This is a genomic window from Pseudomonadota bacterium, from assembly GCA_039033415.1.
In the GTDB taxonomy this organism is placed as follows: domain Bacteria; phylum Pseudomonadota; class Gammaproteobacteria; order Xanthomonadales; family SZUA-38; genus JANQOZ01.
In genome coordinates, this window is sequence record JBCCCR010000007.1 from 110957 (window position 1) to 133284 (window position 22328).

Below are 22328 nucleotides of genomic sequence, written 5' to 3' on the forward strand. Positions count from 1 at the left end.
ACCACCCTAGCTTTCGCCCACACCCACCACAAAGCTGGCGCACGTGGTGGCGCTGCCGCCCAGATTGAAGGTGATCATGTTTCGCGCACCTTCCACCTGGGAGTCACCCGCCTGGCCGGTGACCTGACGAGCGCAGTCGAGCACCATTCTGACGCCGGTGGCCCCGACCGGATGACCCAGCCCGATCAGCCCCCCGCTAGCATTGACCGGAAAGCTGCCCCGCGGTCCAATTGTGCCGTCTTCGATAACCCGCCAGCTCTCACCCGGCGGCGTCAGGCCACAGTGATCGATGGCCATGTACTCCGTTACGGTGAAACAGTCATGCGTCTCCAGACCGTCGAGTTGGGAAATGTCTTTGAAGCCCGATCGACTCAACGCGTCGCTGAATGTTTTTGCCGCGTGAGGAAACAACAGCGGCTGTTCCTGGCTTCGACGCAGCTTTTCTTCCAGCAGCAGCGGCCCGGATCGATGCCCCCAGCCCCGAATCCGAGGCAGATCGTCCAGAGCCATACCCTGGCGCCGGGCGTGATCTTCGGCAAACGCTTTACCGGCTAAGATGATGCTCGCGGCGCCGTCGGTCATCTGGCCGCAGTCACTTTTTCGTACTCGCCCCTCGATCACCGGATTAGTCTCCGGGTCATCAGAAAAAAACGCTTCGCTGATATCCCAGCCACGCGTTTGGGCGAGCGGGTTGCGCCGGCCATTGTCGTAATTGATTCGCGAGATCTCCCGCAGGTGCGCATCGTCAATCCCGTAGCGAGACTCATAGGCCTGGGTGATCCGATCGAAAAGGAACGGCCATGGAAAGTCGCAGTCGGTCGCCTCGACCCCAGACCAGGCCGCCGCACCGAGATGTTCCGCGCCCTGACGCCCGGGAACGTTGCGCATAAGCTCAAGGCCCACCACCGCGGAACACTCAACGTGCCCGGCGAGAATATCGTTCATGGCCGCAATCACCGCCATCGAGCCCGACGCGCAGGCCGCCTCATGCCGTGCGGTTGGAATGTCGTCGAGCTCGGGGAACGTATGACCAAAAAATCCGCCCATCAGGCCCTGACCGGCAAACAGGTCGCCGGCAAAGTTGCCAACGTGCCCGGACTGGATGCCGTTGGGCTCCAACCGTGTCGACGTCACCGCAGCCGTGAGGGTCTCGCTGAACAGGTCATAAACCGTCAGCCCTTCCCGCGCCCAGTTGCGGGCGAAGTCGGTCTGGGCTCCCCCCAGAATGAACACCTCACTCATCAGCGGCGACAGCCTGCTCAAGAAGATTGCGCTGAACCTTTCCCATGGGATTGCGGGGCAATACGTCCAGCAACAGCAGCCGCTCGGGCAGCTTGAAGCGGGCCAGGCCCTGCTGCGTCAAAAAGGCGCAGATTTTCTCCAGCGTCGGAACGTGCTGCAGCTCCTGCGGCACAATGCAGGCGCAAACCCGCTCCCCGAGGTTCTCATCCGGATACGAGCAGACCGCCCCTTCGCGAATCCCGGGAAACGCTTCCAGCAGGATATCCAGTTCAGCCGGCGAAATTTTCATGCCGCCTCGATTAATAATGTCCTTGCAGCGGCCTACGATTCGATAGTAATCGGTCGCCTCGGGGCAGATTTCCACAAGGTCACCGGTGCGAAACCAGCCGTCGCTGGTGAACACGTCATCGCCGAGATTGTTGGTGTACCCATCGAACACGGTAGGGCCAAAAAACAACAGCTCACCCGGCTCGCCCGGCTCGGTGATGTCGACCTCCGTATCTACGGCGACCACCCGGGTTCCCACCATCTCGTGGGTGATCCCGGTCCAGGGCATACCACCGACCCCCATGCGCGGAAACATGGTGGCGCGCACCTTCGGATCGGGCGAGGTTTCCGGCGTGGAAAACAGCGCAATCCCCTCGTTGGACCCGTAGAAATTTACGATCTGCTTGCCGTAAGTGTTGTCGAACGTGTCGACCATCCATGGCGCCAGCGGGGCGGAACCAGATCCGATTCGGCGCAGCTCGGTGAAGTCGAACGCGTTCCAGGTTTCCGGCGACCCCGCGAGCTGATTCAACACCGCCGGCGGCACAATCGTAAACGTGATCTTTTCTTCCGCCATCTGCTGCAGAAATACGCCCGGATCGAACGGGTGATGCAGATAAAGGCTGCAGCCGATGTCAACAAACGGGAACAGGAAACCGCCAATACCGGCCATATTGACCAGCGGAAACGGATTCAGCAGCCGATCGCCCGGTTGGTACTCGCCGGCCGCCGACGAGTTCCTAGCCGTAGCAAGCCACATGTTGTGGGACCGCGGAACACCCTTTGGCTCGCCGGTGGTGCCGGAGGTCCAGCACACCGTAAGCACATCATTGGCGCTACCCAAATCGTCGCCGGCCTTGAGACTCGCCAGCTGTTCAGGCGTTGGGCTATGGTTGGCAACATTGGCGCACAGCATTCCACAGCCTTCCGGCAAACTGGCCCCAAAGGCGAGCACCTGCACGTCCGGGTCCAGACAGTCGCGCGCCTGCGCGGCTTGTTCGGTTTCGTGAAATTGCTCAAGGGTAATCATCGCCTGTGGCCCCAGCGTCTTCTGGGCAACCTTCAGCTCATGCTGTCGGTACTGCATCGGCACCGGCGAAAGGATGAGCCCGAGACGACTGGCCGCAAAATACAGGGCGACCAGCTCGACCGTGTTGGGCAGCTGAAGCAGCACGGTGTCACCGCGAACCAAACCGGCCTCCCGCAGCTGGATCGACAGGTGCAGCGTCAGCTGCTCGAGCTCCGCATAGGTCAATCTGGAGGGGTCTTCTCCGGTCAGCGCCGGCCGGTTAGGCGGATCAGCTACCGCCAGCATCGCGGGATTGGCGGCCGCCTGCCGAGCGAGCATTTGATGAAGCTGAGTGTCCGACCACCAGCCTGAGCGGGTAAACTCATCGATACGATGTTGAGGCGACGTCATCACAGTGAAATTCTCCAAAGCCATCGCGTGGACCCAGCCGTCCAGGACGGACCGCTGCCGGGCCCGCCGCGCGCTGCAATTTCTCCGACCGATCATAGGTCATGCGGGCTCACGCTTAAACATCGGGGTCTAGTTTGCTAAGCGGAATCGCCCTCAGGAAAGCGCTTTGCGGGAGCTGGTTGCTGGCGACCTGGAACGTCACCAGAAAAAGGTTGGCTGACGCGACCCATGGTGCGCCGCAATTCCCCTTCGGCAAGCAGCCCGTTGGGCTGCTGATCTACTCGCCCGACGGCTACATGAGCGCTACCGTCAGCGCCGGAGATCGTACGCGATTCACAGATGGCGCGAGCCCTCGTCAGCTGCCGGCGGCAGCGCTGGCGGACGCGTTTGTCAGCTACTTCCATTACGCGGGCAGCTGGTGGGTCGAGGGCGAAGAGGTGCTCCACCGGGTCGAAGCCGCCCTGAACCCAAACATGGTGGGCACAACTCAGGTCCGGCACGCATCTTTGGAGGGCAAGCGAATGCTGCTCACCGGGATCGAAACCTTAGCGGACCAGGAGCGGCGCCATGAAATCGCGTGGCGTCGCGCGGAGGCCGCTCCAGTTGGGCGGGCAAATGAACCGTGAGCCTAACCATTCCATGAACTGTTTTGTTTATGCCGGCAAGAAGCTGCATGAGGGCTACCTGTTTGTGCCGCAAGAAAACGACTTCTCTCGCGTGCCCGACGCGCTGCTGCAGCAGCTGGGTGAGCTTTCGCTGGTGCTGGAGCTCAGCCTGGAGCCCGGCCGCAAGCTGGCTCGCTCAGATCCAGAGAAAGTCAGACAGGCTCTTACTGAAGCCGGCTATTTTTTTCAGCCGCCGCCAGCCAAAACGCCGCTGATGCCGAACGAACAGCTGCTGCGCTAGCCGGACCCGACCCCTGACGCGTTCGGGACAAGACGAGGTAGGGAGTGGATCGCATGGCCCGCGGAGTTGGCAAGCGGCCAATCCAGCTTCAGACACGCTTCCCACCCCATGCGGTTTGTCATAATGCGCAAAAAGTAAACGCGAAGCAGGTTACGTTCGTCTAACTATGGCGTGGTGCGCCCATGAGGCTAACCGCGGGCTGAGGCGACCCGTTTCACAAGGCATGGACGGCGCCTAAACGATACTCCGCGCCAAAATTCTGCCCGTTACAGGGGGGCTCATGATTACAACGCGCCAGCTTTGCCGCACTTTCCAGGTCGGAGACACCGAGGTGCACGCCCTGGACCACGTGGATCTGGCCGTTGCTGCGCAGGAGTTTGTGGCGGTCATGGGTCCATCCGGTTCGGGGAAATCGACCCTCATGAACATCCTGGGCTGCCTCGACACCCCCGACGCTGGCTCCTATCAGCTGCTGTCTCACGAGGTCGCCGATCTTTCCGACGACGAGCTGTCGCAGTTCCGCAATGAACAGATCGGGTTCGTCTTTCAGAGCTTCCATCTGCTGCCTCGACTCAGCGCACTCGAAAACGTGCTGCTGCCGCTGCGCTACGGCAAGGCCAGCGTCGGTGGCGAGCAGCGCGCGCGCGATCTGCTGGCAAGGCTCGGCCTCAATGACCGCATGGGCCATCGGCCGAATCAGCTATCCGGCGGCCAGCGGCAACGAGTCGCCATCGCCCGTTCGCTGATCAACGAACCGCCGCTGCTGCTCGCTGATGAACCAACCGGCAACCTCGACAGTCGAACCTCTGAGGAGATCATGAGTCTTTTCGAAGAGCTTAATCGAGAAGGGCAGACCATCGTGATGGTCACTCACGAAGATGAAATTGCCGCCCACGCCAGCCGAGTCATCGCCATGCGGGACGGGAAGATTGCAACGGACACACGCCGCGAGGAAGCCGCATGAATATGCCTCGGTTAATGTTTATCACGAGCCTTTTGTCACTCGGCTCTGCGAACGCCCAGTCGCTTTTGACGGGTGTGGTGGAGGATGTGGAGGCCCAGACGGTCGAAATGCCATCGCTGCCTGGGGCCTGGCAACGGCGAATAGAATGGATGGCAACCGAAGGTAGTAAGGTCGCCATCGGTGATCCACTGGTGACGCTGGATCCCGGCGACCTCATATCGCAGGAAGAGCAGACCCGAACAGACCTTGAGAAGCAGCAGCTGTCCGCTGCCCGCCAGGTCGACGAGCTGAAGCTGAAAGTGATGGATGCAGAACAGCAGGTGGCACAGGCAGACGCAAGCGTTAGGCTGGCTGAACTTGACGCGGTGATTCCGGCGAGCACGATCCCGCGGCTAGACTACGACCGATACCAGCTCGCGCTCGAAATCGCCCAGCGGGAGCGGATACGGAGCGAGGCGGAGCTTCTGAATGCTCAGGAAGAACTGAAAGACGTGAGCGAACGGGTCGAGCTTGAGGTTGAGCAGGCTCAGGCAAGCTATGAACGAATCAGCAAAGCGTTGGAAGCCACCGTCATCAAAGCCCAGAAGGCTGGCTTTGTCATCTACGGCGAAAACCCCTGGACTGGCAAAAAGATCTTCCCAGGCGAGACGCTGTATGGCGGTTTTGCAATCGCTTCGGTTGCCAGCCGGCAGGATTTACAGATCCGGTTTTGGGTCCACGAAGCGGATATCCGCCAGTTCCGGCTAGGCGAGGTGCTGCAGGTCACTGCTGACGCGCAGGGACTGGAGACGTTTAAAGCGACGATTACGTATAGCTCCAGCCAGGCAGTCGAGCGGCAAGACTGGAGCGCCGGCGGATATTTTGAGCTGATTGCCGAGCCGGTTAGCCAGGTGCCCGAACAGCTCATGCCCGGCATGAGCGTCATGGCCGAGCGCGCCGGAGCTGCAGAATCATGAATAGTGCCAAGCCAACGCTGCTGAGCCTGATGCTCGTCATGTACTGCGCGGCCGTTCAGGCTGACCAATGGATGACGCTGGAGCCCGCCGACAGGCCAATCACCGTTTCAGCGTCAGGCATTGTGAATTCTGCCAATTCCCAGCGATTTGGTCCGCCGCCGAGCCGCAACTGGCGGGTCACCATCACCCAGCTGGCTGCGGAGGGCAGCAAACTCACTGAGGGTGATGTGATTGCCAAATTCGACGCCAGCAGCACCGACGATCGAGTGCGCAACCTGACGGGCGAACTCAACGCGAAACGTTCGGAGCTTGAGTCGACGCTCGAGATCCAGGCCCAGCAGATCGAAGAGGAAAAGGTTCAGCTGGCCAGCGCACGAAGTGCCGCTGACAAAGCGGAACGAAAGGCGAACGTCAGCGCCGATCTCTACGCCAGCCTGGAGTATCGCAAGCTGGTTGAAGAGCGCCGGTCGGCCAAAGACCTGCACGAACGCCAGCGGCAACGGCTCGTGCTCACCGAGCGCGTACGCGAGGCACAAATCGCCGAGTTGAAGGCCGATGTCCGTCGCCTCGAGAGCGAACTTGCGGGCGCGCAGCGGGAGCTGGAGTCATTTACCATCCGGGCGCCGCAGACGGGTGTGGTCATTGTTGGAACCAACAATGAGGGTCAGAAGCTGGACGTCAATGATGCCGTCAATCCGGGCATGATCGTGGCAGAGCTGGCAGACAGTGAGAATCTGTTGATACAGGCAGAGGTTCCAGAGTTTGCGGCAGCCAGTATCGCTGTTGGCCAAGTGGCTGCCGTCACGATCGACGCGGCGGGTGGCAACGAGCTCGAAGCCAAAGTGACCGCGGTGGCAAGTATCGTGCGACGCCAATCTCGTTACTCTCAGGCTATGGTGCGGGACGTAACCCTTTCACTGCCTGAGGATGCCATGGCGAGGCTCCGGCCAGGTATGTCCGCAAAAATTGTCATCGAAACGGACGTTCGAAGCGACGCGCTGGCGATTCCTGATCTGGCGCTTCGCTATCGCGACGGCCAGCCCGGCGTGGAGATCCGTGGCCGGGGCTGGAGCCCGGTAACGCTCGGCCCCGCCAGCGGCGGTCTACGTATTGTCGATGCCGGAGTCGAAGCCGGCGCAGAGGTGGCGCTATGACCCTTCAGTATCAGACCCCAACCTGGCGGCGCCGACTACGTTTGCTTGGCGTTTGGCTACCCTTCGCTATCGCCCCGTTGCTGAGCGGTTGCGGGCAAACCGGCGGAGGTACGCCCGGGGTTGTGCTGGAGTCCGCCAGCACCGAATTTACCATCAGCGCGGAGGGAGAGCTGGTTGCGTCAGAGTCTCTTCCGATCTCATTGCCCGGCTCGGTGCGTATGCGCTTCAATATCGCGTGGATGGCGCCGGAATTTTCTGAAGTGAAAGCCGGCGACGTTATTGCGCGTTTCGACGACGTTCAGATTCGTCAGGATCGGGACGTTACCGCGCTCAATGTCACCAAGAGTGATTTTCAGCTGGCAGACGTGCAGCGCGGCGGCGAAGTCGAAAAAACCCGAATTGCTCACGATAGCGAACGCGTAACCGGAGAGCGCGCGTACACGGAGACCTTCGCCGGTGCCGACGAACGACTTTTCAGCCGCAACGAGCTCATCGATGCGCTCGCTGACATCGACTATCTGGACGTCGAGTCAGCCTTCCTCGCCTGGGAGTCAAATACTTTCGATCAAAGGATCAGCGCCGAAGAAAATCTGATTCTCGCCCAACGTGACGCAGAGCTTTCGAAACTCCGGAAACAGGAAACGGCCCTCGGCATGATGGAACTGCGTAGTCCCGCCGACGGAACCTTTATCTATGCCCGGACGCCCTGGGGCGAGAAGTTGGGTAAAGGCAAAGCGGCGTTTCCCGGTCGACCTATCGGTCAGCTGCCGGTTCGAGGAAAGGTGAAAGCCAGATTGTTTGTGCCGGAGAATGATGCCGTCGGCCTAGCAAGCGGCCAGCGAGTTCGCTTTCGGCTCGACGCTGACAGTAGCCGCGACTTCACGGCAACGGTCACCACCGTCTCACCAGTCGCGAGCCCGCGAAACCGCACCGACCCGCAGAAATATTTCAGCGTTGAGGCAAAAATCGACGCAGTCGATGCAGACCTTATGCGGGTTGGCAGCCGGCTTCGCGCCGAGGTCATCACTCACGAGGTCGATGATGCGCTCGTTGCACCGGCTCAGGCGGTATATGGCGACCAGAGTAACGCGTGGGTATACGTGGTCAACGGTAGCAACTCGAGCGAAAGACGCTCCGTGGAACTAGGTCGGCGCAGTCCGGACCGGGTGGAAATCACGAGTGGCGTTGCAGCCGGCGAACGGATCAGTCTCGTGGCACCACCGGAGGAAACCGGATGAGTGGTGGACTCAATTTAGCAAGCATGCTGGTCGACGTTCGGCAGGCCGCCGGCCAGCTCGCGCACCACCGCATGCGCACCGCCTTGACGCTACTCGGCATGATCTTTGGCGTAGGTGCTGTGATCGCCATGCTGGCAGTCAGCGAAGGCGGCCAGCGCCAGGCCCTAGAGCTGATCGAGGGCATGGGCCTAAGAAACTTAATCGTCGAAGCCCGGGAGCTGGATTCTGAAACGGCCAAAGAGGTCCGAAAGTATTCCGCTGGGCTGAATATTCGGGACGCCGAGTCAATCGCTCGCACCCTGCCTTTTGTGGAGAGCTGGTCAGGCGCCAAAGCGTTTCGCACTTGGAGTCTGTTCAGCCGCGAAGGACAGAGCAAAGCTGAAGTCCTGGCCGTCAGTCCATCCTTTTTCCGGCTCTCCAGTCTCAGTGCGCAGCGCGGGGAGTTCTTTGACGACGACGCCAACCGTCGGTTCGCGCAGGTGGCGGTCTTGGGCAGCAACGCCGCCCGTGAACTGTTCCCCAACGGCGGCGCCGTCGGCGGTCGGATCAAGGTCAACCACCTCTGGCTTGAGGTGGTAGGCGTTCTCCAGGACCGCCAGCTGCCGGACGAGCAGTTTGAGGGTCGCGAGGTCGGCGGAGAGGCAAACCAGGTCCTCGTTCCGCTGCGCACCGGATTGACCCGCCTTAAGCTCGATGATCTAAGCCAGGAGCTCGATGAGCTGAAGGTCCGGATCGGGGACGGCATCGAACCCGGGGCAGCCGCTCAGGCGATCCGTCATCTGCTGGACCGCCGCCACAGCGAGCAGAACGACTACCAGATTACCGTCCCGGCAAGGCTGCTGGCCCAACACCGACAAACCCAGCGCATCTTTACCATCGTCATGTCTGCGGTGGCGGGTATATCGCTGCTGGTCGGCGGTATCGGAATCATGAACATCATGCTGGCAAGCGTGATGGAGCGTAAGTCTGAGATTGGCCTGCTGCGGGCTGTCGGAGCCACCGAGCGCGACATCGTGCGACAGTTTCTCGTCGAGGCCACCGTTATTGCGCTACTGGGTGCGGCCGCCGGCGTGGTGCTTGGGGTCCTACTCGCTTATACGATTGCCGCGTTTGCGGGCTGGGCAGTGGCCTGGTCGCTGCTGGTGATTGTCAGCGCAGTGATTGTATGCATGGCCATTGCGGTCGGATTTGGTGTCTATCCGGCCATGTCCGCTGCCCGTCTGGATCCGGTCCAGGCGCTCCAGTCGGACTAGCGAGCTGCCAGCCAGCCCGAGCGGGCTGGCTGACTGAGGTTTGTTTGTGGCGGCTGACTCTTAGGCCGGCTTGCGAAACTTGAGCGTCATGCGGTTTGACTCACCGATCGCCGCAACCTTGGCTCGCATTTCAGGATCGTCACCGGTGCCGTTAAAGGTCGGCGGCAAACGCCACACTACATCGCTTTCACCCGGTGAGTCCTTGGGGTTTTCATTGATCGCCGACTCGGCCACAAATTCGAAGCCCGCGGCCTCCATGGCGCTGATTACGTCAGCTTTCTTCAGATAGCCGCGACCGCCGCCGGCCCATTCGTCGCTCCAGTCGTCCGGGGCCTGGTGCTGGACAATGCCAACAACGCCGCCCGGTTTCAGGACGTTAAACGCGTCAGCGATGGCGCCCGTGAAGTAGCCACCCTGATCCTCAAAGCGACGCATGTTGTGCATCGCGCGAACCAGCAGCACCGCGTCGGCGGTGCCCGCAGCGTCGGCCGGTAACTTTCCGAATTCGTAAGCCGCGAGGGAAGCGCTGTCTTCCGTGCGCCACTCTTCAGCCTGCTTCGGCCACGTCTCGGTCCATACCTTAAAACCTTCGACGGCTTCCTCGTCAAAAAACCCGAAGAGCGGCCACATTTCTGCGCTGTAGTTGATGCCAACGAGCTTACCGTCAGCGCCCAGGTAAGGCAGCAGAATCTTGCTGTACCAGCCACCGCCGGGCAGCGCTTCAACCACCGTCATGCCTGGCTCAATGCCAAAGAAGGTCAGGGTCTCCTCGGGATGGCGCGAGGCAAAACGCGCCTTGGCTTCGTCTGGTTGATCGGCCAGCACTCGTGTCAGAATCTGACTTGAGTCCTCCGGCGCATCCACCATCGTCATCTCTTTGGGCGCCTCATCCGGCGGCGCAACCTCCGCGCTCGTCGTGGGCTCTTCGCTGCCGCCGCAGCCGGCCAGCAGCGAACTTAAAACAACTGTCGCTGCAAAACAGTGGGTCTTTTTCATCACAAATCCTCCAACCGGGAAGGGAGACCCGTCCGGAATCAGACGGGGGTAGGCTTAAAGCTGCTCTGCGAGGTATTCGAGCTCGAGTGCAGCCACACGCTCGGTCTCGCCGAGCAGAAACTTAGCGGCTTTGGCGCCGATCAGCGGGATATCAACCTTGGCTTTGTGCGTGATGCTGTAGCTGCAGGCTTCATCACCGTCGGCTTTCAGGGTGATGCTGGCGTTGACCCTGGCTGGCTGACCGTGGATCACCATTTCATAGTCACCCTTCATCAGGTCGCCGTCGCCGGTCCAGGTTTCGGTGATCGTGATCTCTTGCTCGGGCTTAAACAGCTTGGCCAGAAAACCGGGGAGTTCTGTGCGCGTGATGCGCTCAGCGATGACGGTCACCGTCTCGTCGTCCTCTTCGACCTCATAGGATGCCTCGACGTCACCCACACCCATGGCTCGCTCGACCAGAAAATCGGGGTCTGCCAGATACTCAAACACCGCGTCGAGCGACGCGTCGAACTGCATCTTTACGCTCATGGCGCCAGTCTACCAGCCCGCCGCTGGCTTGGGCTACGGTAATTGCGGAAGTATTGCCCGCAGCGATTCGCTCAGCGCCGGGTCCCCAAAAACAAAAAAACTCGGGTTGATCAACGACTCCCGACGGTTATACGTGAGCGGTTCAAAGCTTTCGCTGACCATCGTCCCGCCCGCTTCCTCAACGATGCACTGAGCGGCCGCGGTGTCCCATTCACAGGTGGGGCCAAAGCGCGGGTAAAGATCGGCGGTCCCGTCTGCGACCAGGCAGGACTTCCAGGAACTGCCGTGCAGCTGCACGTCGGTGGGCGCTAGCAGCGCCAGAAGCTTTTTCTGTTTCGGCCCGCTTCTCGCCGAAGACACCACGACGCGCAGCGGGTCGCGAGCGGCGGAAACGGCCATCGCTGTAGGCGCGCCCACATCCACCTGCGACTGCGCCCCATGTCCCTGAGCCGCCCGATAACCAAGCCCTCGGGCCGGAAGATAGACCACCCCAAGCGTCGGTCGGCCGCGTTCAATCAGCGCCACATTTACCGAAAAGTCTTTGCTGCCGCGAATGAACTGCCGCGTCCCGTCCAGCGGATCAACCAGCCAGTATCGATCCCATGCGGCCCTTTCAGTCAAACTCGGGAGCTCACCCTCCTCCGAAAGGATCGGCACATCCAGCAACGTGGGCAGGCCCTCGGTCAGCACGCGATGGGCTCGCAGATCGGCTTCGGTAACAGGCGACTCGTCAGACTTCTTCTGCACCTCAATGTCGTCGCGGAACACCTCCAGGATCTGCGCGCCGGCCTGGCGGCACAGGGAGTCAACAGGATTCAACAGATCGACGGTCGGCATGGGGTTCTGTCACTTTGATCGGTACGAGGCAAAGCCGCCGGAATGGTCATCAGTTCGGTGTCGGAACCGGTTGTCGACCACAACGCTGCGCTCGCCAGGCGCGCCATTGTACGCGTAAGCGGCGGCCTTCCCCACTCACGTGCCGCCGGGTTTCCTCACGTCTTATTCCAGCGTGAGATCAAAACCACGACTAGTGTCCCTTGACGACCCTATGCCGGGTTAATAGCCTCGCGTAATCAGAAATGTCTTGCGTCCCGTTGCTTGTCGCCAGACCAAGGCTCACCCAGGAGGACCAGTTCCAATGCCCAGCAACCAGCTCACCGCTTTGCTCGGGCTGGCTGGCGTCGGCGCATTTGCCAGCACGCTGGTGTTGTTCTCCTTTCTGAACCCCAATTTCCATCCGACCCAGGACTATGTGAGCAAGCTCGGGGCGCTGGGCCAGCCGTTTGCCGTCTGGTGGAACGTGGTGGGGTTCGGCCTGGTTGGACTCATGCTCGCCGCATTCGGCTGGGTCTATGGCAACATCGTTCGTGATCGTTTGATCGGCTTTCTTCTGGCGCTTTTTGGGCTTGGCTTCGCCGCGACGGCCATACCCATCGATCTGGGCAGTGCCGAGGCAGCCGTATCGAAGGCTCATGTCGTGGCGATTTGTCTCGGGCTCGCGGGCTGGTGCTTTGGCCTGGCTCGGCTGGCCTCTCTCACCTCGCTCTCCAAATCGGTTCGGCGCAGCGCCAATCTTGCAGCCACGCTGGTTGTGGCTCCGATGGTTGGACAGGCCCTCGAGCTGTGGCCTATGCCGGTGACGCATCGCCTGGTATTTGCCGTGGTTTTCGGATGGTTTGCGTTGACGTCAATCGCGTTGCTGCGCAGTGGTGGCCAGACCAAGGCTGCGACCTGACCGAACCTTTTGATGAAACTGCGGACAATCCTCTTACTCTTCCTCGAACAGCCTGAATCCTGAGTCTGGCTACCCTAAGCCGCGTCCCGGAAACGAGGCTTTAAAACCTGCCGTGGCGCGTCAACCGCCACGATCCATACCATCCGCCGACGGCGGGGTTTACACTACGCGTTTAGTTTGAGCGGGAATACTTGTGTCCACAGTAACGACGGATGTTGTCATCATCGGGGCCGGGCCCTGCGGTCTGTTTCAGGTCTTCGAGTTGGGGCTGCTCGACCTCAAATCGGTGGTGGTGGATTCCATTGCTGAAGCCGGCGGTCAGTGCGTCGAGCTCTACCCGGACAAACCCATCTACGACATCCCGGCGGTCCCTGAGTGCACCGGTCAAGAATTGATCGATTCACTCATGAAGCAGATCGAGCCTTTCGGTGCGCAGTTTTATCTCGGCCAAGAGGTCACCGAGGTCACCCCACGTGACGAGGGCGGCTTTCATGTGGTTACCGCGGCAGATCAGCACTTTGACTGTCAGGCGGTGGTTATCGCTGGTGGTCTCGGCTCATTCCAGCCGCGCCGGCTGCGCGTACCCGGTGCAGATACGTTTGAAGACGTCAGCCTTCATTATCGCGTGCGCAATCCGGAGCAGTACGACGGCAGCCGACTGCTGATTCTCGGCGGCGGCGACTCGGCGCTCGATTGGGTCCTGGAGCTGGCTGATCGTGTCGAGCGCATCACGCTGGTTCATCGCCGGGATGGCTGGCGGGCCGTGGATGCGTCGGTCAACAAGATGAAAGCGCTGGTTGCCGCCGGCAAGATGGATCTTTACGAAAACGCTCGAGTGCAGCGGCTGGAGGGAGAAGGCTCAGCGCTAAAGTCAGCGACGATCATCAACCGCGATGGCGACGAGCTGGCGCAGGTTCCGGTCGATCGCGCGCTGGCGTTTTTTGGCCTGGCGCCAAAGCTTGGCCCCATCGCCAACTGGGGACTGGAGATCAAGGGCAAGTCGTTACCGGTCGACACGGAAAAGTTCCAAACCTCCGTCGAGGGTATCTACGCGGTCGGCGACGTGAATACCTATCCCGGCAAGAAAAAGCTGATTTTGTCCGGATTCCATGAAGCTGCGCTCGCCGCCTTTGCCATCAAAAAACAGATTTATCCCGACCAAAAGGTGCATCTCCAGTACACGACCACCAGCCCGGTGATGCACGAACGGCTGGGGGTAAATCCCGACGGTTAACCCGGACTTTCTCCGCGTTGCCCCACCCTGAGGCAACCGCCAGAATGCGGCCCAGCGTCGAAGTAGTTATAGGGCAGCATGACGGACACCACGCAGCGCGTTCAGGCGCTACGGGAACTCGATATCCTCGACACACCGGCCGAGGCGGCCTTCGATCGGATCACCGAGATGGCCGCTCGTCTGTTCCGGGTCCCCATCGCCTGCATCACGCTGCTGGATGAAGACCGCTATTTCTTTAAATCGGCCATCGGCGTAGAGACCGGCAGCGCCCCGCTGACCAAAGGACTCTGCAGCACCACGGTAGAACGGGGAAAGCTGAGCGTCGTCGAAGATGCAACGGTCGACTCGCTGACCCAAAATCATCCGATGGTCAGTCAGGATCCGCATGTCCGGTTCTACGCGGGCGTCCCGCTGATCACCGAGAGCGGACACGCCGTTGGCACGCTTTGCATCATGCACACCGAGTCTCGCTCGCTGGACGACATCGAGCGACACACCCTGGAAGAGCTGGGTCAGCTGGTCGTCGACCAGCTGGAACATCGTCGCCAGCAGCGCCTGTCGGAGACCCAGCAGCGGGCAGCGCAGCGATCGCAAAAGCTGGAGAGTCTGGCGCAACTCACCGGCGGCATCGCGCATGATTTCAATAACTGCCTGATGGCCGTTTTGGGCAACCTGAGCCTGCTCCAAGAGACCGTCGGTCAGAATCCACAGGCGACCCAGCTTCTCGGCAATATTCAGTCGGCAGCGGGCCGTGCCACGGAGATGGCGCACGAGCTGCTCACTTTTGCCGGCGAGCGGACCCCCTCGCTTGAAACGATCATGCTAGGGCCGCTGCTGAAGACCACAACCGACCTGGTCAAAAGCGGACTGCCGCGCTCAGCCAGCCTGCAGCTTCGCGGCGCTGACGCCGATATTGCGGTTCGGGCAGACGCCACGCAGCTGCGGCAGGTCCTCCTCGGCTTGATCATCAATGCGGCTGAGAGTTACGACGAACCCTCCGGCCTAGTCGAACTTCAGCTCGGCCGAGTCGGCGACCTGGCCACGATCAGCGTGACCGACCACGGCTGCGGCATGGACCCAAAGACTCGGGCCCGCGTCTTCGACCCGTTCTTCTCGACCAAAACGCCGCGCCGAGGCCTCGGTCTGGCGATCGCTCAGCGGGTGATCAGCGATCACGGGGGAAGCATTGAGCTCGACTCCTCGATCGGCTCTGGAACTCGCTGCACCCTCACGCTGCCCTGCAGCGCCATACCTGAAAACGTCAACACAGACCCGGCCGTGCCAGAGCCAGAGTCAGATCAGGCGCCGGCCGGGAGGGTGCTCATCGTCGACGATGAGCCTGACGTACGGCGTTTCCTGGTCGCCGCCATCACCCACCTGGGGTATGAAGTGGCGGAAGCAGGCGACGGCCACGAAGCGGTGGCGATGCTCTCGTCAGAGGCGCCGAAGCCCGACCTGGTACTGCTCGACACGAGCATGCCGGCCATCAGCGGCGAACAGACGCTGACGCTGCTCCACGAACAACTGCCCGACCTCCCGGCGGTGGTCATGAGCGGCCATGATCTGCCTCAGGTCAGAGAACGATTCAAGGGCCAGCAAGTGCGGCAGTTTCTCCAAAAGCCTTTCGGGATCAAACAACTTCGGCGATGCCTCGCCGGCATCTCCTCAACCAAGTAGCCCTCAGCATCCGGACTGGCCGGCGCACCGGCTTGCTATTCCCTCCCACCTAGCCAAAGGCGTCTGTAAGGCCCGTTGGGTTCTCCCAAAAAGCATCTAGCACGCCTTTCTGGCGCTCGCCGCGACCGTCTTCGCCGAGTCCGCTGATCGGATCTGGCGGAGATTTGCGCGTTGTTGCATAGGGAAGGATTCCCTGTTCACTCAAGAAGGAGATTGACCGTGTATACATTGAACGAACAACAGCTCGATGCGGTTGCCGGCGGCGAGACGCCTAACAACCCAATCTGGGATGCGCCGATTGGCGCGATTTTTCAGAATTTCCGGAACGCCGGCGCGAGCGTCAGCTCAGCCACCTATCAGACGTTTCGTGTCCTGCGTGCGCCCCTCACCATTTCGGGCGCCACGGGCGCATTTGTTGGCACGCAAATTTACGACGCGATGTCCTACGACACCCAGATGACAATCGGCGGCACCATCAGCACCGCCCTGGACAATATCCAGGACTTCTTCGGTTTACACATCCACTAGGGAGATCCGGCCAACCATGTCCAACTCTGCGCCCCGCTGGCACGAAAAGCGCCACTATCCGTTCAATCCAAGAGCCATCGGCCTGACGCTGGCGATAGCGGCTTCGCTGTGGCTGTTTTGGATCGCTGAGCACGAAGGCGTTGAACACGTGCTGGGCGCAGCCGGCATCATTCTACTCGGGTGTCACCTGTTCCTCGCGCCGGCCTACTATGGCGCCGAACTGGACAAGCTCGAACGAGAAGAGCACCTGGATCGTCACCAGTTCATCAAGCTGATGGCCGCGTTTTTGCTGGCACTTTGGGTGGTCGCTGAGTTCATCGTGTAGGCCGGCTCTCCGGCAACGTCGTAAGCGCCGGCCTCACTTGATTGCGGCCGGCGCTTCTCTGCGGCGCCGCCGAGCCTTAAGATGGCGGACTTTTGCTAGCGCGAGTCTACGATGAAAGCACTGCCGCTCCTGGTCTGTCTCCTTGCTGCTTGGGTCCTGCCCGGTACCCTCCAATTCGCTACAGCCCAAGAGGCGCTGACCCAGGGTCGGGTCGTAAACCAGGTCCCGGCCATTTTGCCGCACCGGGAACGTGTCGCGGTGATCAATAACCTGTTGACCGATCGACTCGATCAGCTGCTGCCGAAGCTGATGCGCGAAACCGGCATCGACATGTGGGTTGTGATCAACCGCGAGTACAACGAGGATCCGGTTTATCTGACGCTGGTACCCGAGCCGGTTTTTGCGGCGCGTCGGACAACGGTGCTGGTGTTTTTTGATCGCGGCCCTCGCAAGAGCGTAGAGCGTCTCACGGTCAGCCGCTATCCGATTCCGGATTTTTATGAAGCCGCCTGGGAAGGTGGCGACCTCGATCAGCAGTGGGAACGGCTGGCAGAGGTCATCAGCAAACGTAAGCCGAAGAAAATTGCCGTAAACCGGAGCGCCGATTGGCCGGTGGCTGACGGATTGAGCGCGTCGCTGCACGATCGGTTTCTGACGTCTCTGCCGGAAAGCTATCGAAGCCGGGTCGTGAGCGCTGAGGATCTCGTGATTCGCTGGATCGAAACCCGCAGCGAGAAGGAACTACAAATCTATCCTCAGGTGGTGTCTATCGCTCGCGCGGTCATCAGCGAGGCTTTTTCCGACCGGGTGATTACCCCGGGGGTCACGATGCCCTCGGACGTCGCCTGGTATATCCGCCATCGCTTTGAGGAGCTCGAACTTGCACCCTGGTTTCAGCCGTACGTCAACGTGCAGCGGCCGGGCAGCAACAGCGACCCCGACGCGCCCTTCTTCGGGCTCAACGACCAGCCCATCGAGCGTGGGGACGTGCTGCATACGGACGTCGGTATCTGCTATCTGCGCCTGTGTACCGACACGCAGGAGATGGGCTACGTGTTAAGAGCCGGCGAGGATGCGGTGCCGGAGGGACTGGTAACCGCACTGGCCGAGGGCAACCGGTGGCAGGATATCTTGACCGGGAGCTATGTCACCGGACGAACCGGCAATGAGATTCTCGCGGCGGCCCGTGAGGCCCAGCAAGAAGCGGACATCGATGGCAGCATCTATACCCATCCGCTAGGCCACTTTGGTCACGCGCCCGGGCCGACCATCGGCATGTGGGACAACCAGGGTCCTACGCCTGTACGAGGCGATTGGCCGCTATTTCCCAATACGGTTTATGCCATCGAGGGAAACATCAAGACGCTGCTGCCGGAGTGGGACGGCGAGCCGATCCAGATCAAGCTGGAGCAGGATGCGGTATTTACCGGAAATACGGTCCGATACCTGGCCGGGCGACAGACCCAATGGCACGTGGTGCACTGACGCCGGCGGCTCTTCAGCCACCCGCTTTGGTGCTGCCGGGCATCACGGCCCGTGCGGATCGGCGGGACCATGGTGCGGCAGCGGCGCTGCAGGAGCCCCTCGCCGACTTTCGCCGATCCAATAGAGAATCGGCTCGCCGCCGGCCGTCTGGTAGCCGGTGGTACCGAGCCGGCGCAGGTTTTTCTGCGCCCGGCGATGGCGAATACTCGACAGCCAGACGCAACCTCCGCCCGCGGTCCGATAGGCATAATAATCGAGCGTTCTGACCCGGTGTGCATGCGTATCCATTTGGTGGCAGACCTGGTCCACGCCGCCGAGTGCCCGGTTTATTCGACGCCACTGCCAACCGTGTGCCCGGCTTCGAGGGTGTAGCCGCCAGGTGATGATATGAGCCAGCTCGTGAATCACGGTGGCGGGCCAGTGTTGCGGATTGTCGTCGAGCAGGCCACGATTGAGGCGGATCAACGCGCCGCCACTCGCCTGCCCAGCGCTCTGGCCGCGCAGGTCCATCCGCACCTCGGGCGCGACTCCAACCGCCTCGCCGAACAGGTGTCTGGCTCGCGCCATGCACCTTTCGACCAAGGCCAGAACCTCAGACTCGGTCATGCCGCCGCTTCAGCCACGTTGGCCCATTTTGTCGGCACACCGGAGCTGATCGAATGACAAGGGATTTTTGGGTGAAAGCGCATTACCATGACCCGATGAATATCGCGCGCACGGTGCCATTTCGCAAGCCTTCACGTCTGCGCTCAACCAGCCGCCTGCCACGGCCGCACGGCCAGCGATCGGGACGGTCGTGTTAACCAACGCGGACGTGTGGAAAGTCTGCCGTGCGCTGCCCGGCAGCACGGATCAGGTGCAGTGGGAAAACGACCGTGTATTCAAGGTCGGCGGCAAGATGTTTGCCTGCACGGGCCTGAATAAAAGCCAGCCGTACTCGTTTAAGGTGGAGACGCACCGGTTTCTGGAGCTTACCGACCAGCCTGGCATCAGGCCCGCTCCGTACCTGGCTCGTTTTCACTGGGTTCAGGTCGTCCCCGGCGAGTGCGTGCTAAGCAATCAGGAACTGCGAGCGCTGCTCCGAGGGTCGCACGCCCTTGTGCTCAGCGGACTCAGCGGTAAGAAACAAAGCGAGATTATGAACACATGAAGGTTCCCAGCAAGCTTCCGAACACCGGCACGACCATCTTTACAACCATGGCGCGCATGGCCAATGAATGTCAGGCGCTAAACCTGTCGCAGGGCGTGCCGGACTTCAACCCGCCTGCAGCACTTGTCCAGGCGGTGCGCGAACATTTTTCTGGGCCTGCAAATCAATATGCACCCATGCCGGGAGCGGCGGCGCTCCTGGAAGCCATCGCGGAAAATCTGCACCAGCGCTTCGGGCAGGCGCTCGATCCGCAGAACGAAATCACCGTCACGCCGGGCGCAACCGAGGCCCTTTTTTGCGCCATTAATGCCCTGGTGGGCCGCGATGATGAGGTGATCGTTTTTGACCCAGCCTATGACAGCTACGAGCCCGCCGTGACGCTGGCCGGCGGCGTGGTTCGCCACGTCCCGCTGGCAGCGCCCCACTTCGCGGTCGACTGGGATCAGGTGCGGCAGAGTATCAACCCTCGGACCCGCATGATCATCATTAACTCTCCGCACAATCCGACCGGGACCGTGCTGTCCCAGAACGACCTCGACCAGCTCGCCGAGCTCACGCGCGACAGCCGCATCCTGGTGCTCAGTGATGAGGTTTATGAACACATGGTCTACGACGGCAAAACCCACCTGAGTCTGCTGACGCACGCTGAGCTGCGTGAGCGCGGACTGGCCGTCTCGTCCTTTGGCAAGACCTTTCACGCTACGGGTTGGAAGGTGGGTTACCTGGTTGCGCCGCCGGCGCTGACCGCAGAATTCCGGAAGGTGCACCAGTTCTGCCAGTTCAGCGTGATCAACCCGGTCCAGCTTGGCCTGGCGCAGTTTCTCCGGGAGCATCCCGAACACCTGACCGAACTCCCGGGGTTTTTTCAGGCCCGGCGAGATCGGCTTGCGAACCTCCTGGCAGAAGGCCCGCTTCGGTTGATTCCGAGCGGCGGTACCTACTTCCAGATGGTGGACTACCGGCACCTCTCGAAGATGCCCGACGTCGAGCTGGCGGAACACCTGACCCGTGTCGCCGGCGTCGCGACCATACCGATCTCGGTCTTCTATGCGCCCGAATCGCGTCAGCATGGGCTACGGCTGTGTTTCGCCAAGGATGACGCGACGCTTGCCGAGGCGGCGCAGCGCCTCAACCGCATCGAGCAGTATCTGCCAGACGCTGCCTGACGCTGCCCGTAGAGGGCAGTACCTCGTAATCCTCTTCGCATCGGCGTGCCCAGTCCCGGCATCCCCTGATTGACACCAAAATACTTTAATACTAAAGTTTCTCCATGAATCAGAAGCGGGTGTTGGTGACGGGAGGAGGCACAGGCATCGGCCTGGCCATCGCTCAGCAGCTGGCGTCCGATAACCATCAGGTCACCATCAGCGGGCGATCCGCCGAAACCCTGACCGAAGCCGGTTTGCCCTATATCGTCATGGACGTCACCAGCGAAGCGTCCGTCGACCGTGCGTTCTCTGAGCTAGGCACGGTGGACATCCTCATCAGCAACGCCGGGGCCGCGAAGACCGCCCCCCTACTCAAGACTCCCCTCGCCACCTGGCAAGCCATGCTCGACGTCAACCTCACTGGCGCGTTTCTGTGCGCTCGCACTGCGCTGCCCCCGATGATTGACAGCGGCTGGGGCCGCATGGTGGTGATCGCCTCGACATCGTCGCTCAAGGCCTATCCATACACCGGCGCCTACACCGCGTCGAAACACGGGGTCATGGGCCTGGTAAAAACCCTCGCCATCGAGCTGGCCAGAACCGGGGTGACGGTCAACGCTGTATGCCCAGGGTTCAGCGATACGCCCCTGCTCACGCGATCGGTCGAAAACATCGTCAACACCACCGGCATGAACGAGGAGCAGGCGCTCGCTGCCCTACTCAAAGACAACCCGATGAAGCGTGCGGTTGATCCCGCTGAGGTCGCGGCGGCGGTGAAATACCTCGTCAGCGACGATGCGGCGGCCACCAACGGCCAGGCGGTGGTCATCGACGGCGGTGAGCTGGCGGGCTGATGGACGGACGCGGCAAACAGGCGCTACTGACCTGGCTGAGCCTGCTGCGGACGGCCAACCGCATCAAAAAGGATATCGACGCCCGCCTTAAGGCGAGCTTCGGTCAGTCGATCTCCCGATTTGATGCCCTCTCGGCGCTCCAACGAGCCGGCCCCGAGGGTATCCGTGCGGGTCAGCTCAGCCGTCAGATGGTGGTCAGCGAAGGCAATATCACCCAGCTGATGGGGAAGCTGTTGCGGGACCAGCTGGTCACCAAGTCGGCGGACGCGCTCGACGCGAGGGTTGTCATATACCGGCTGTCAGAGGCTGGTGTGGTCCTCTTTGACGCCATGGCGATGGAGCACCGGCAGTGGATCGAAGACATATTCGACGAGCTGTCGGATGCTGATACCGCACACCTGCAGTCGCTGATGGGCCAGCTGTCAGCCGCCTTTACGATGAAGGAAACCGCATGAAATTTTCCGCCAGCCAGTACCAGGCAAAACATTTTTTGTGGGCGTTCGATGAGCATATCGCCACCGTTGCGCTGAACGCGCCGGAACAGAAAAACCCTCTAACGTTTGATTCGTACGCAGAGCTGCGTGACGTCTTTCGCCAGCTTGTCTACGCAAGCGAGGTCCGTGCGGTGGTATTCGCCAGCAACCAGGGCAACTTCAGTTCGGGCGGCAACGTACACGACATCATCGGACCGTTGACCCAGATGGCGATGCCCGAGCTGCTCGAGTTCACCCGCATGACCGGAGATCTCGTCAAGGCCATGCGAGCCTGCCCTCAGCCGATCATCGCTGCAGTCGCGGGCGTCAGCGCCGGTGCCGGCGCCATCATCCCGATGGCCTCAGACTTCCGCCTGACCGAACCGGCGTCAAAGACGGCCTTCCTGTTTAACCGGGTTGGACTCGCAGGCTGCGATATGGGTGCCTGCGCCATCCTGCCCCGCCTGATCGGTCAGGGGCGAGCCAGCGAACTGCTGTTTACCGGCCGGTCGATGAGCGCCGAGGAAGGCGAGCGCTGGGGCTATTTCAATCGGGTGGTGCCCGCTGAAGATCTTGCTGCTGAGGCCACGGCGCTGGCCAAAAAAATTGCCGCCGGCCCGGCCTTTGCGAACGGCATTACCAAGAATCAACTCAACATGGAGTGGGACATGAGCCTCGATACGGCGATCGAAGCCGAAGCGCAGGCGCAGGCGATCTGCATGCAGACCAAAGACTTTGAGCGGGCTTACCAGGCATTTCTGGAAAAGCGCCGACCCCAGTTTGAGGGAAACTGAC

General features: G+C 61.2%; 24 protein-coding genes. 18 read left to right on the forward strand and 6 right to left on the reverse strand.

From position 1 onward, the window contains the following. Nucleotides 1–6 precede the first annotated feature (6 nt). Both AAF358_07455 and AAF358_07460 read right to left on the reverse strand, forming a co-directional pair. Nucleotides 7–1242 (reverse strand): acetyl-CoA acetyltransferase, encoded by a 1236-nt coding sequence (locus tag AAF358_07455; protein ID MEM7705370.1) that lies wholly within the window; start codon nt 1240–1242, stop codon nt 7–9. Further along, nucleotides 1235–2929 carry a class I adenylate-forming enzyme family protein gene (locus AAF358_07460; GenBank protein MEM7705371.1) on the reverse strand — a complete coding sequence of 565 codons (1695 nt, stop codon included), beginning with the start codon at nt 2927–2929 and terminating at the stop codon, nt 1235–1237. The genes AAF358_07455 and AAF358_07460 overlap by 8 nt, the downstream gene beginning before the upstream one ends. A 179-nt stretch (nt 2930–3108) precedes the next feature. Here AAF358_07460 and AAF358_07465 point away from each other — a divergent pair, with 179 nt between their 5' ends. The 7 genes from AAF358_07465 to AAF358_07495 all read left to right on the forward strand — a co-directional run bounded on the left by AAF358_07465 (nt 3109) and on the right by AAF358_07495 (nt 9400). Continuing rightward, a complete protein-coding gene (locus AAF358_07465; protein ID MEM7705372.1) occupies nt 3109–3555 on the forward strand; it encodes a lipocalin-like domain-containing protein in 447 nt (148 codons plus the stop codon). A 13-nt stretch (nt 3556–3568) separates the two neighbouring features. Then, on the forward strand, nt 3569–3835 hold the full coding sequence (locus tag AAF358_07470; GenBank protein MEM7705373.1) for a YcgL domain-containing protein: 267 nt from the start codon (nt 3569–3571) through the stop codon (nt 3833–3835). 280 nt (nt 3836–4115) lie between these two features. Next, nucleotides 4116–4799, forward strand: a complete 684-nt coding sequence (locus AAF358_07475) for an ABC transporter ATP-binding protein (protein MEM7705374.1) — start codon at nt 4116–4118, stop codon at nt 4797–4799. Next, nucleotides 4796–5755, forward strand: coding sequence for a hypothetical protein (locus tag AAF358_07480; protein MEM7705375.1), 960 nt, complete (start codon nt 4796–4798; stop codon nt 5753–5755). Before AAF358_07475 ends, AAF358_07480 begins: the two co-directional genes overlap by 4 nt. Beyond that, nucleotides 5752–6909 (forward strand): efflux RND transporter periplasmic adaptor subunit, encoded by a 1158-nt coding sequence (locus AAF358_07485; GenBank protein MEM7705376.1) that lies wholly within the window; start codon nt 5752–5754, stop codon nt 6907–6909. Before AAF358_07480 ends, AAF358_07485 begins: the two co-directional genes overlap by 4 nt. After that, nucleotides 6906–8147 carry an HlyD family efflux transporter periplasmic adaptor subunit gene (locus AAF358_07490; protein ID MEM7705377.1) on the forward strand — a complete coding sequence of 414 codons (1242 nt, stop codon included), beginning with the start codon at nt 6906–6908 and terminating at the stop codon, nt 8145–8147. The genes AAF358_07485 and AAF358_07490 overlap by 4 nt, the downstream gene beginning before the upstream one ends. Then, nucleotides 8144–9400, forward strand: coding sequence for an ABC transporter permease (locus tag AAF358_07495; protein ID MEM7705378.1), 1257 nt, complete (start codon nt 8144–8146; stop codon nt 9398–9400). The genes AAF358_07490 and AAF358_07495 overlap by 4 nt, the downstream gene beginning before the upstream one ends. 60 nt (nt 9401–9460) lie before the next feature. Here the strand turns inward: AAF358_07495 and AAF358_07500 are convergent, their stop codons facing one another. The 3 genes from AAF358_07500 to cysQ are packed head-to-tail and all read right to left on the reverse strand — an operon-like array spanning nt 9461 to nt 11761. Continuing rightward, a complete protein-coding gene (locus tag AAF358_07500) occupies nt 9461–10396 on the reverse strand; it encodes a methyltransferase (GenBank protein MEM7705379.1) in 936 nt (311 codons plus the stop codon). 54 nt (nt 10397–10450) lie between these two features. After that, nucleotides 10451–10924, reverse strand: coding sequence for a DUF2505 domain-containing protein (locus tag AAF358_07505; protein ID MEM7705380.1), 474 nt, complete (start codon nt 10922–10924; stop codon nt 10451–10453). 33 nt (nt 10925–10957) lie between these two features. Then, a complete protein-coding gene (gene cysQ, locus AAF358_07510; GenBank protein MEM7705381.1) occupies nt 10958–11761 on the reverse strand; it encodes a 3'(2'),5'-bisphosphate nucleotidase CysQ in 804 nt (267 codons plus the stop codon). Nucleotides 11762–12062: 301 nt separating this feature from the next. Here cysQ and AAF358_07515 point away from each other — a divergent pair, with 301 nt between their 5' ends. The 6 genes from AAF358_07515 to AAF358_07540 all read left to right on the forward strand — a co-directional run bounded on the left by AAF358_07515 (nt 12063) and on the right by AAF358_07540 (nt 17908). After that, complete coding sequence (locus tag AAF358_07515; GenBank protein MEM7705382.1) at nt 12063–12659, forward strand: DUF998 domain-containing protein; 597 nt, start codon at nt 12063–12065, stop codon at nt 12657–12659. Nucleotides 12660–12852: 193 nt separating this feature from the next. Continuing rightward, nucleotides 12853–13893: an NAD(P)/FAD-dependent oxidoreductase gene (locus tag AAF358_07520; GenBank protein MEM7705383.1), complete on the forward strand. Its 1041-nt coding sequence runs from the start codon at nt 12853–12855 to the stop codon at nt 13891–13893. 78 nt (nt 13894–13971) lie between these two features. After that, on the forward strand, nt 13972–15570 hold the full coding sequence (locus AAF358_07525) for a response regulator (GenBank protein ID MEM7705384.1): 1599 nt from the start codon (nt 13972–13974) through the stop codon (nt 15568–15570). 219 nt (nt 15571–15789) lie between these two features. After that, on the forward strand, nt 15790–16098 hold the full coding sequence (locus AAF358_07530; GenBank protein ID MEM7705385.1) for a hypothetical protein: 309 nt from the start codon (nt 15790–15792) through the stop codon (nt 16096–16098). 16 nt (nt 16099–16114) lie between these two features. Further along, nucleotides 16115–16423, forward strand: coding sequence for a hypothetical protein (locus tag AAF358_07535; GenBank protein ID MEM7705386.1), 309 nt, complete (start codon nt 16115–16117; stop codon nt 16421–16423). A 111-nt stretch (nt 16424–16534) separates the two neighbouring features. Beyond that, nucleotides 16535–17908, forward strand: coding sequence for a M24 family metallopeptidase (locus AAF358_07540; GenBank protein MEM7705387.1), 1374 nt, complete (start codon nt 16535–16537; stop codon nt 17906–17908). A 42-nt stretch (nt 17909–17950) separates the two neighbouring features. On the opposite strand, the gene AAF358_07545 is transcribed toward AAF358_07540, so the two are convergent. Further along, nucleotides 17951–18514 carry a SprT-like domain-containing protein gene (locus AAF358_07545; GenBank protein ID MEM7705388.1) on the reverse strand — a complete coding sequence of 188 codons (564 nt, stop codon included), beginning with the start codon at nt 18512–18514 and terminating at the stop codon, nt 17951–17953. A 190-nt stretch (nt 18515–18704) separates the two neighbouring features. Here AAF358_07545 and AAF358_07550 point away from each other — a divergent pair, with 190 nt between their 5' ends. The 5 genes from AAF358_07550 to AAF358_07570 all read left to right on the forward strand — a co-directional run bounded on the left by AAF358_07550 (nt 18705) and on the right by AAF358_07570 (nt 22327). Then, on the forward strand, nt 18705–19058 hold the full coding sequence (locus AAF358_07550; GenBank protein MEM7705389.1) for an MmcQ/YjbR family DNA-binding protein: 354 nt from the start codon (nt 18705–18707) through the stop codon (nt 19056–19058). Then, nucleotides 19055–20224 carry a methionine aminotransferase gene (locus AAF358_07555; GenBank protein MEM7705390.1) on the forward strand — a complete coding sequence of 390 codons (1170 nt, stop codon included), beginning with the start codon at nt 19055–19057 and terminating at the stop codon, nt 20222–20224. The genes AAF358_07550 and AAF358_07555 overlap by 4 nt, the downstream gene beginning before the upstream one ends. Nucleotides 20225–20328: 104 nt before the next feature. Further along, entirely contained in the window at nt 20329–21060 is a 732-nt protein-coding gene (locus AAF358_07560) for an SDR family oxidoreductase (GenBank protein ID MEM7705391.1), read from the forward strand. Continuing rightward, on the forward strand, nt 21060–21515 hold the full coding sequence (locus tag AAF358_07565; GenBank protein MEM7705392.1) for a MarR family transcriptional regulator: 456 nt from the start codon (nt 21060–21062) through the stop codon (nt 21513–21515). The genes AAF358_07560 and AAF358_07565 overlap by 1 nt, the downstream gene beginning before the upstream one ends. After that, nucleotides 21512–22327: an enoyl-CoA hydratase family protein gene (locus AAF358_07570; GenBank protein ID MEM7705393.1), complete on the forward strand. Its 816-nt coding sequence runs from the start codon at nt 21512–21514 to the stop codon at nt 22325–22327. Before AAF358_07565 ends, AAF358_07570 begins: the two co-directional genes overlap by 4 nt. Nucleotide 22328 lies beyond the last annotated feature (1 nt).

Bases quoted from the DNA above. Each gene is read 5' to 3' on its own strand.
- AAF358_07455 (MEM7705370.1), bottom strand. From the start codon at position 1,242: ATGAGTGAGGTGTTCATTCTGGGGGGAGCCCAGACCGACTTCGCCCGC.
- AAF358_07460 (MEM7705371.1), bottom strand. From the start codon at position 2,929: ATGACGTCGCCTCAACATCGTATCGATGAGTTTACCCGCTCAGGCTGG.
- AAF358_07470 (MEM7705373.1), top strand. From the start codon at position 3,569: ATGAACTGTTTTGTTTATGCCGGCAAGAAGCTGCATGAGGGCTACCTG.
- AAF358_07475 (MEM7705374.1), top strand. From the start codon at position 4,116: ATGATTACAACGCGCCAGCTTTGCCGCACTTTCCAGGTCGGAGACACC.
- AAF358_07480 (MEM7705375.1), top strand. From the start codon at position 4,796: ATGAATATGCCTCGGTTAATGTTTATCACGAGCCTTTTGTCACTCGGC.
- AAF358_07485 (MEM7705376.1), top strand. From the start codon at position 5,752: ATGAATAGTGCCAAGCCAACGCTGCTGAGCCTGATGCTCGTCATGTAC.
- AAF358_07490 (MEM7705377.1), top strand. From the start codon at position 6,906: ATGACCCTTCAGTATCAGACCCCAACCTGGCGGCGCCGACTACGTTTG.
- AAF358_07495 (MEM7705378.1), top strand. From the start codon at position 8,144: ATGAGTGGTGGACTCAATTTAGCAAGCATGCTGGTCGACGTTCGGCAG.
- AAF358_07500 (MEM7705379.1), bottom strand. From the start codon at position 10,396: ATGAAAAAGACCCACTGTTTTGCAGCGACAGTTGTTTTAAGTTCGCTG.
- AAF358_07505 (MEM7705380.1), bottom strand. From the start codon at position 10,924: ATGAGCGTAAAGATGCAGTTCGACGCGTCGCTCGACGCGGTGTTTGAG.
- cysQ (MEM7705381.1), bottom strand. From the start codon at position 11,761: ATGCCGACCGTCGATCTGTTGAATCCTGTTGACTCCCTGTGCCGCCAG.
- AAF358_07515 (MEM7705382.1), top strand. From the start codon at position 12,063: ATGCCCAGCAACCAGCTCACCGCTTTGCTCGGGCTGGCTGGCGTCGGC.
- AAF358_07525 (MEM7705384.1), top strand. From the start codon at position 13,972: ATGACGGACACCACGCAGCGCGTTCAGGCGCTACGGGAACTCGATATC.
- AAF358_07535 (MEM7705386.1), top strand. From the start codon at position 16,115: ATGTCCAACTCTGCGCCCCGCTGGCACGAAAAGCGCCACTATCCGTTC.
- AAF358_07540 (MEM7705387.1), top strand. From the start codon at position 16,535: ATGAAAGCACTGCCGCTCCTGGTCTGTCTCCTTGCTGCTTGGGTCCTG.
- AAF358_07545 (MEM7705388.1), bottom strand. From the start codon at position 18,514: ATGACCGAGTCTGAGGTTCTGGCCTTGGTCGAAAGGTGCATGGCGCGA.
- AAF358_07555 (MEM7705390.1), top strand. From the start codon at position 19,055: ATGAAGGTTCCCAGCAAGCTTCCGAACACCGGCACGACCATCTTTACA.
- AAF358_07560 (MEM7705391.1), top strand. From the start codon at position 20,329: ATGAATCAGAAGCGGGTGTTGGTGACGGGAGGAGGCACAGGCATCGGC.
- AAF358_07565 (MEM7705392.1), top strand. From the start codon at position 21,060: ATGGACGGACGCGGCAAACAGGCGCTACTGACCTGGCTGAGCCTGCTG.
- AAF358_07570 (MEM7705393.1), top strand. From the start codon at position 21,512: ATGAAATTTTCCGCCAGCCAGTACCAGGCAAAACATTTTTTGTGGGCG.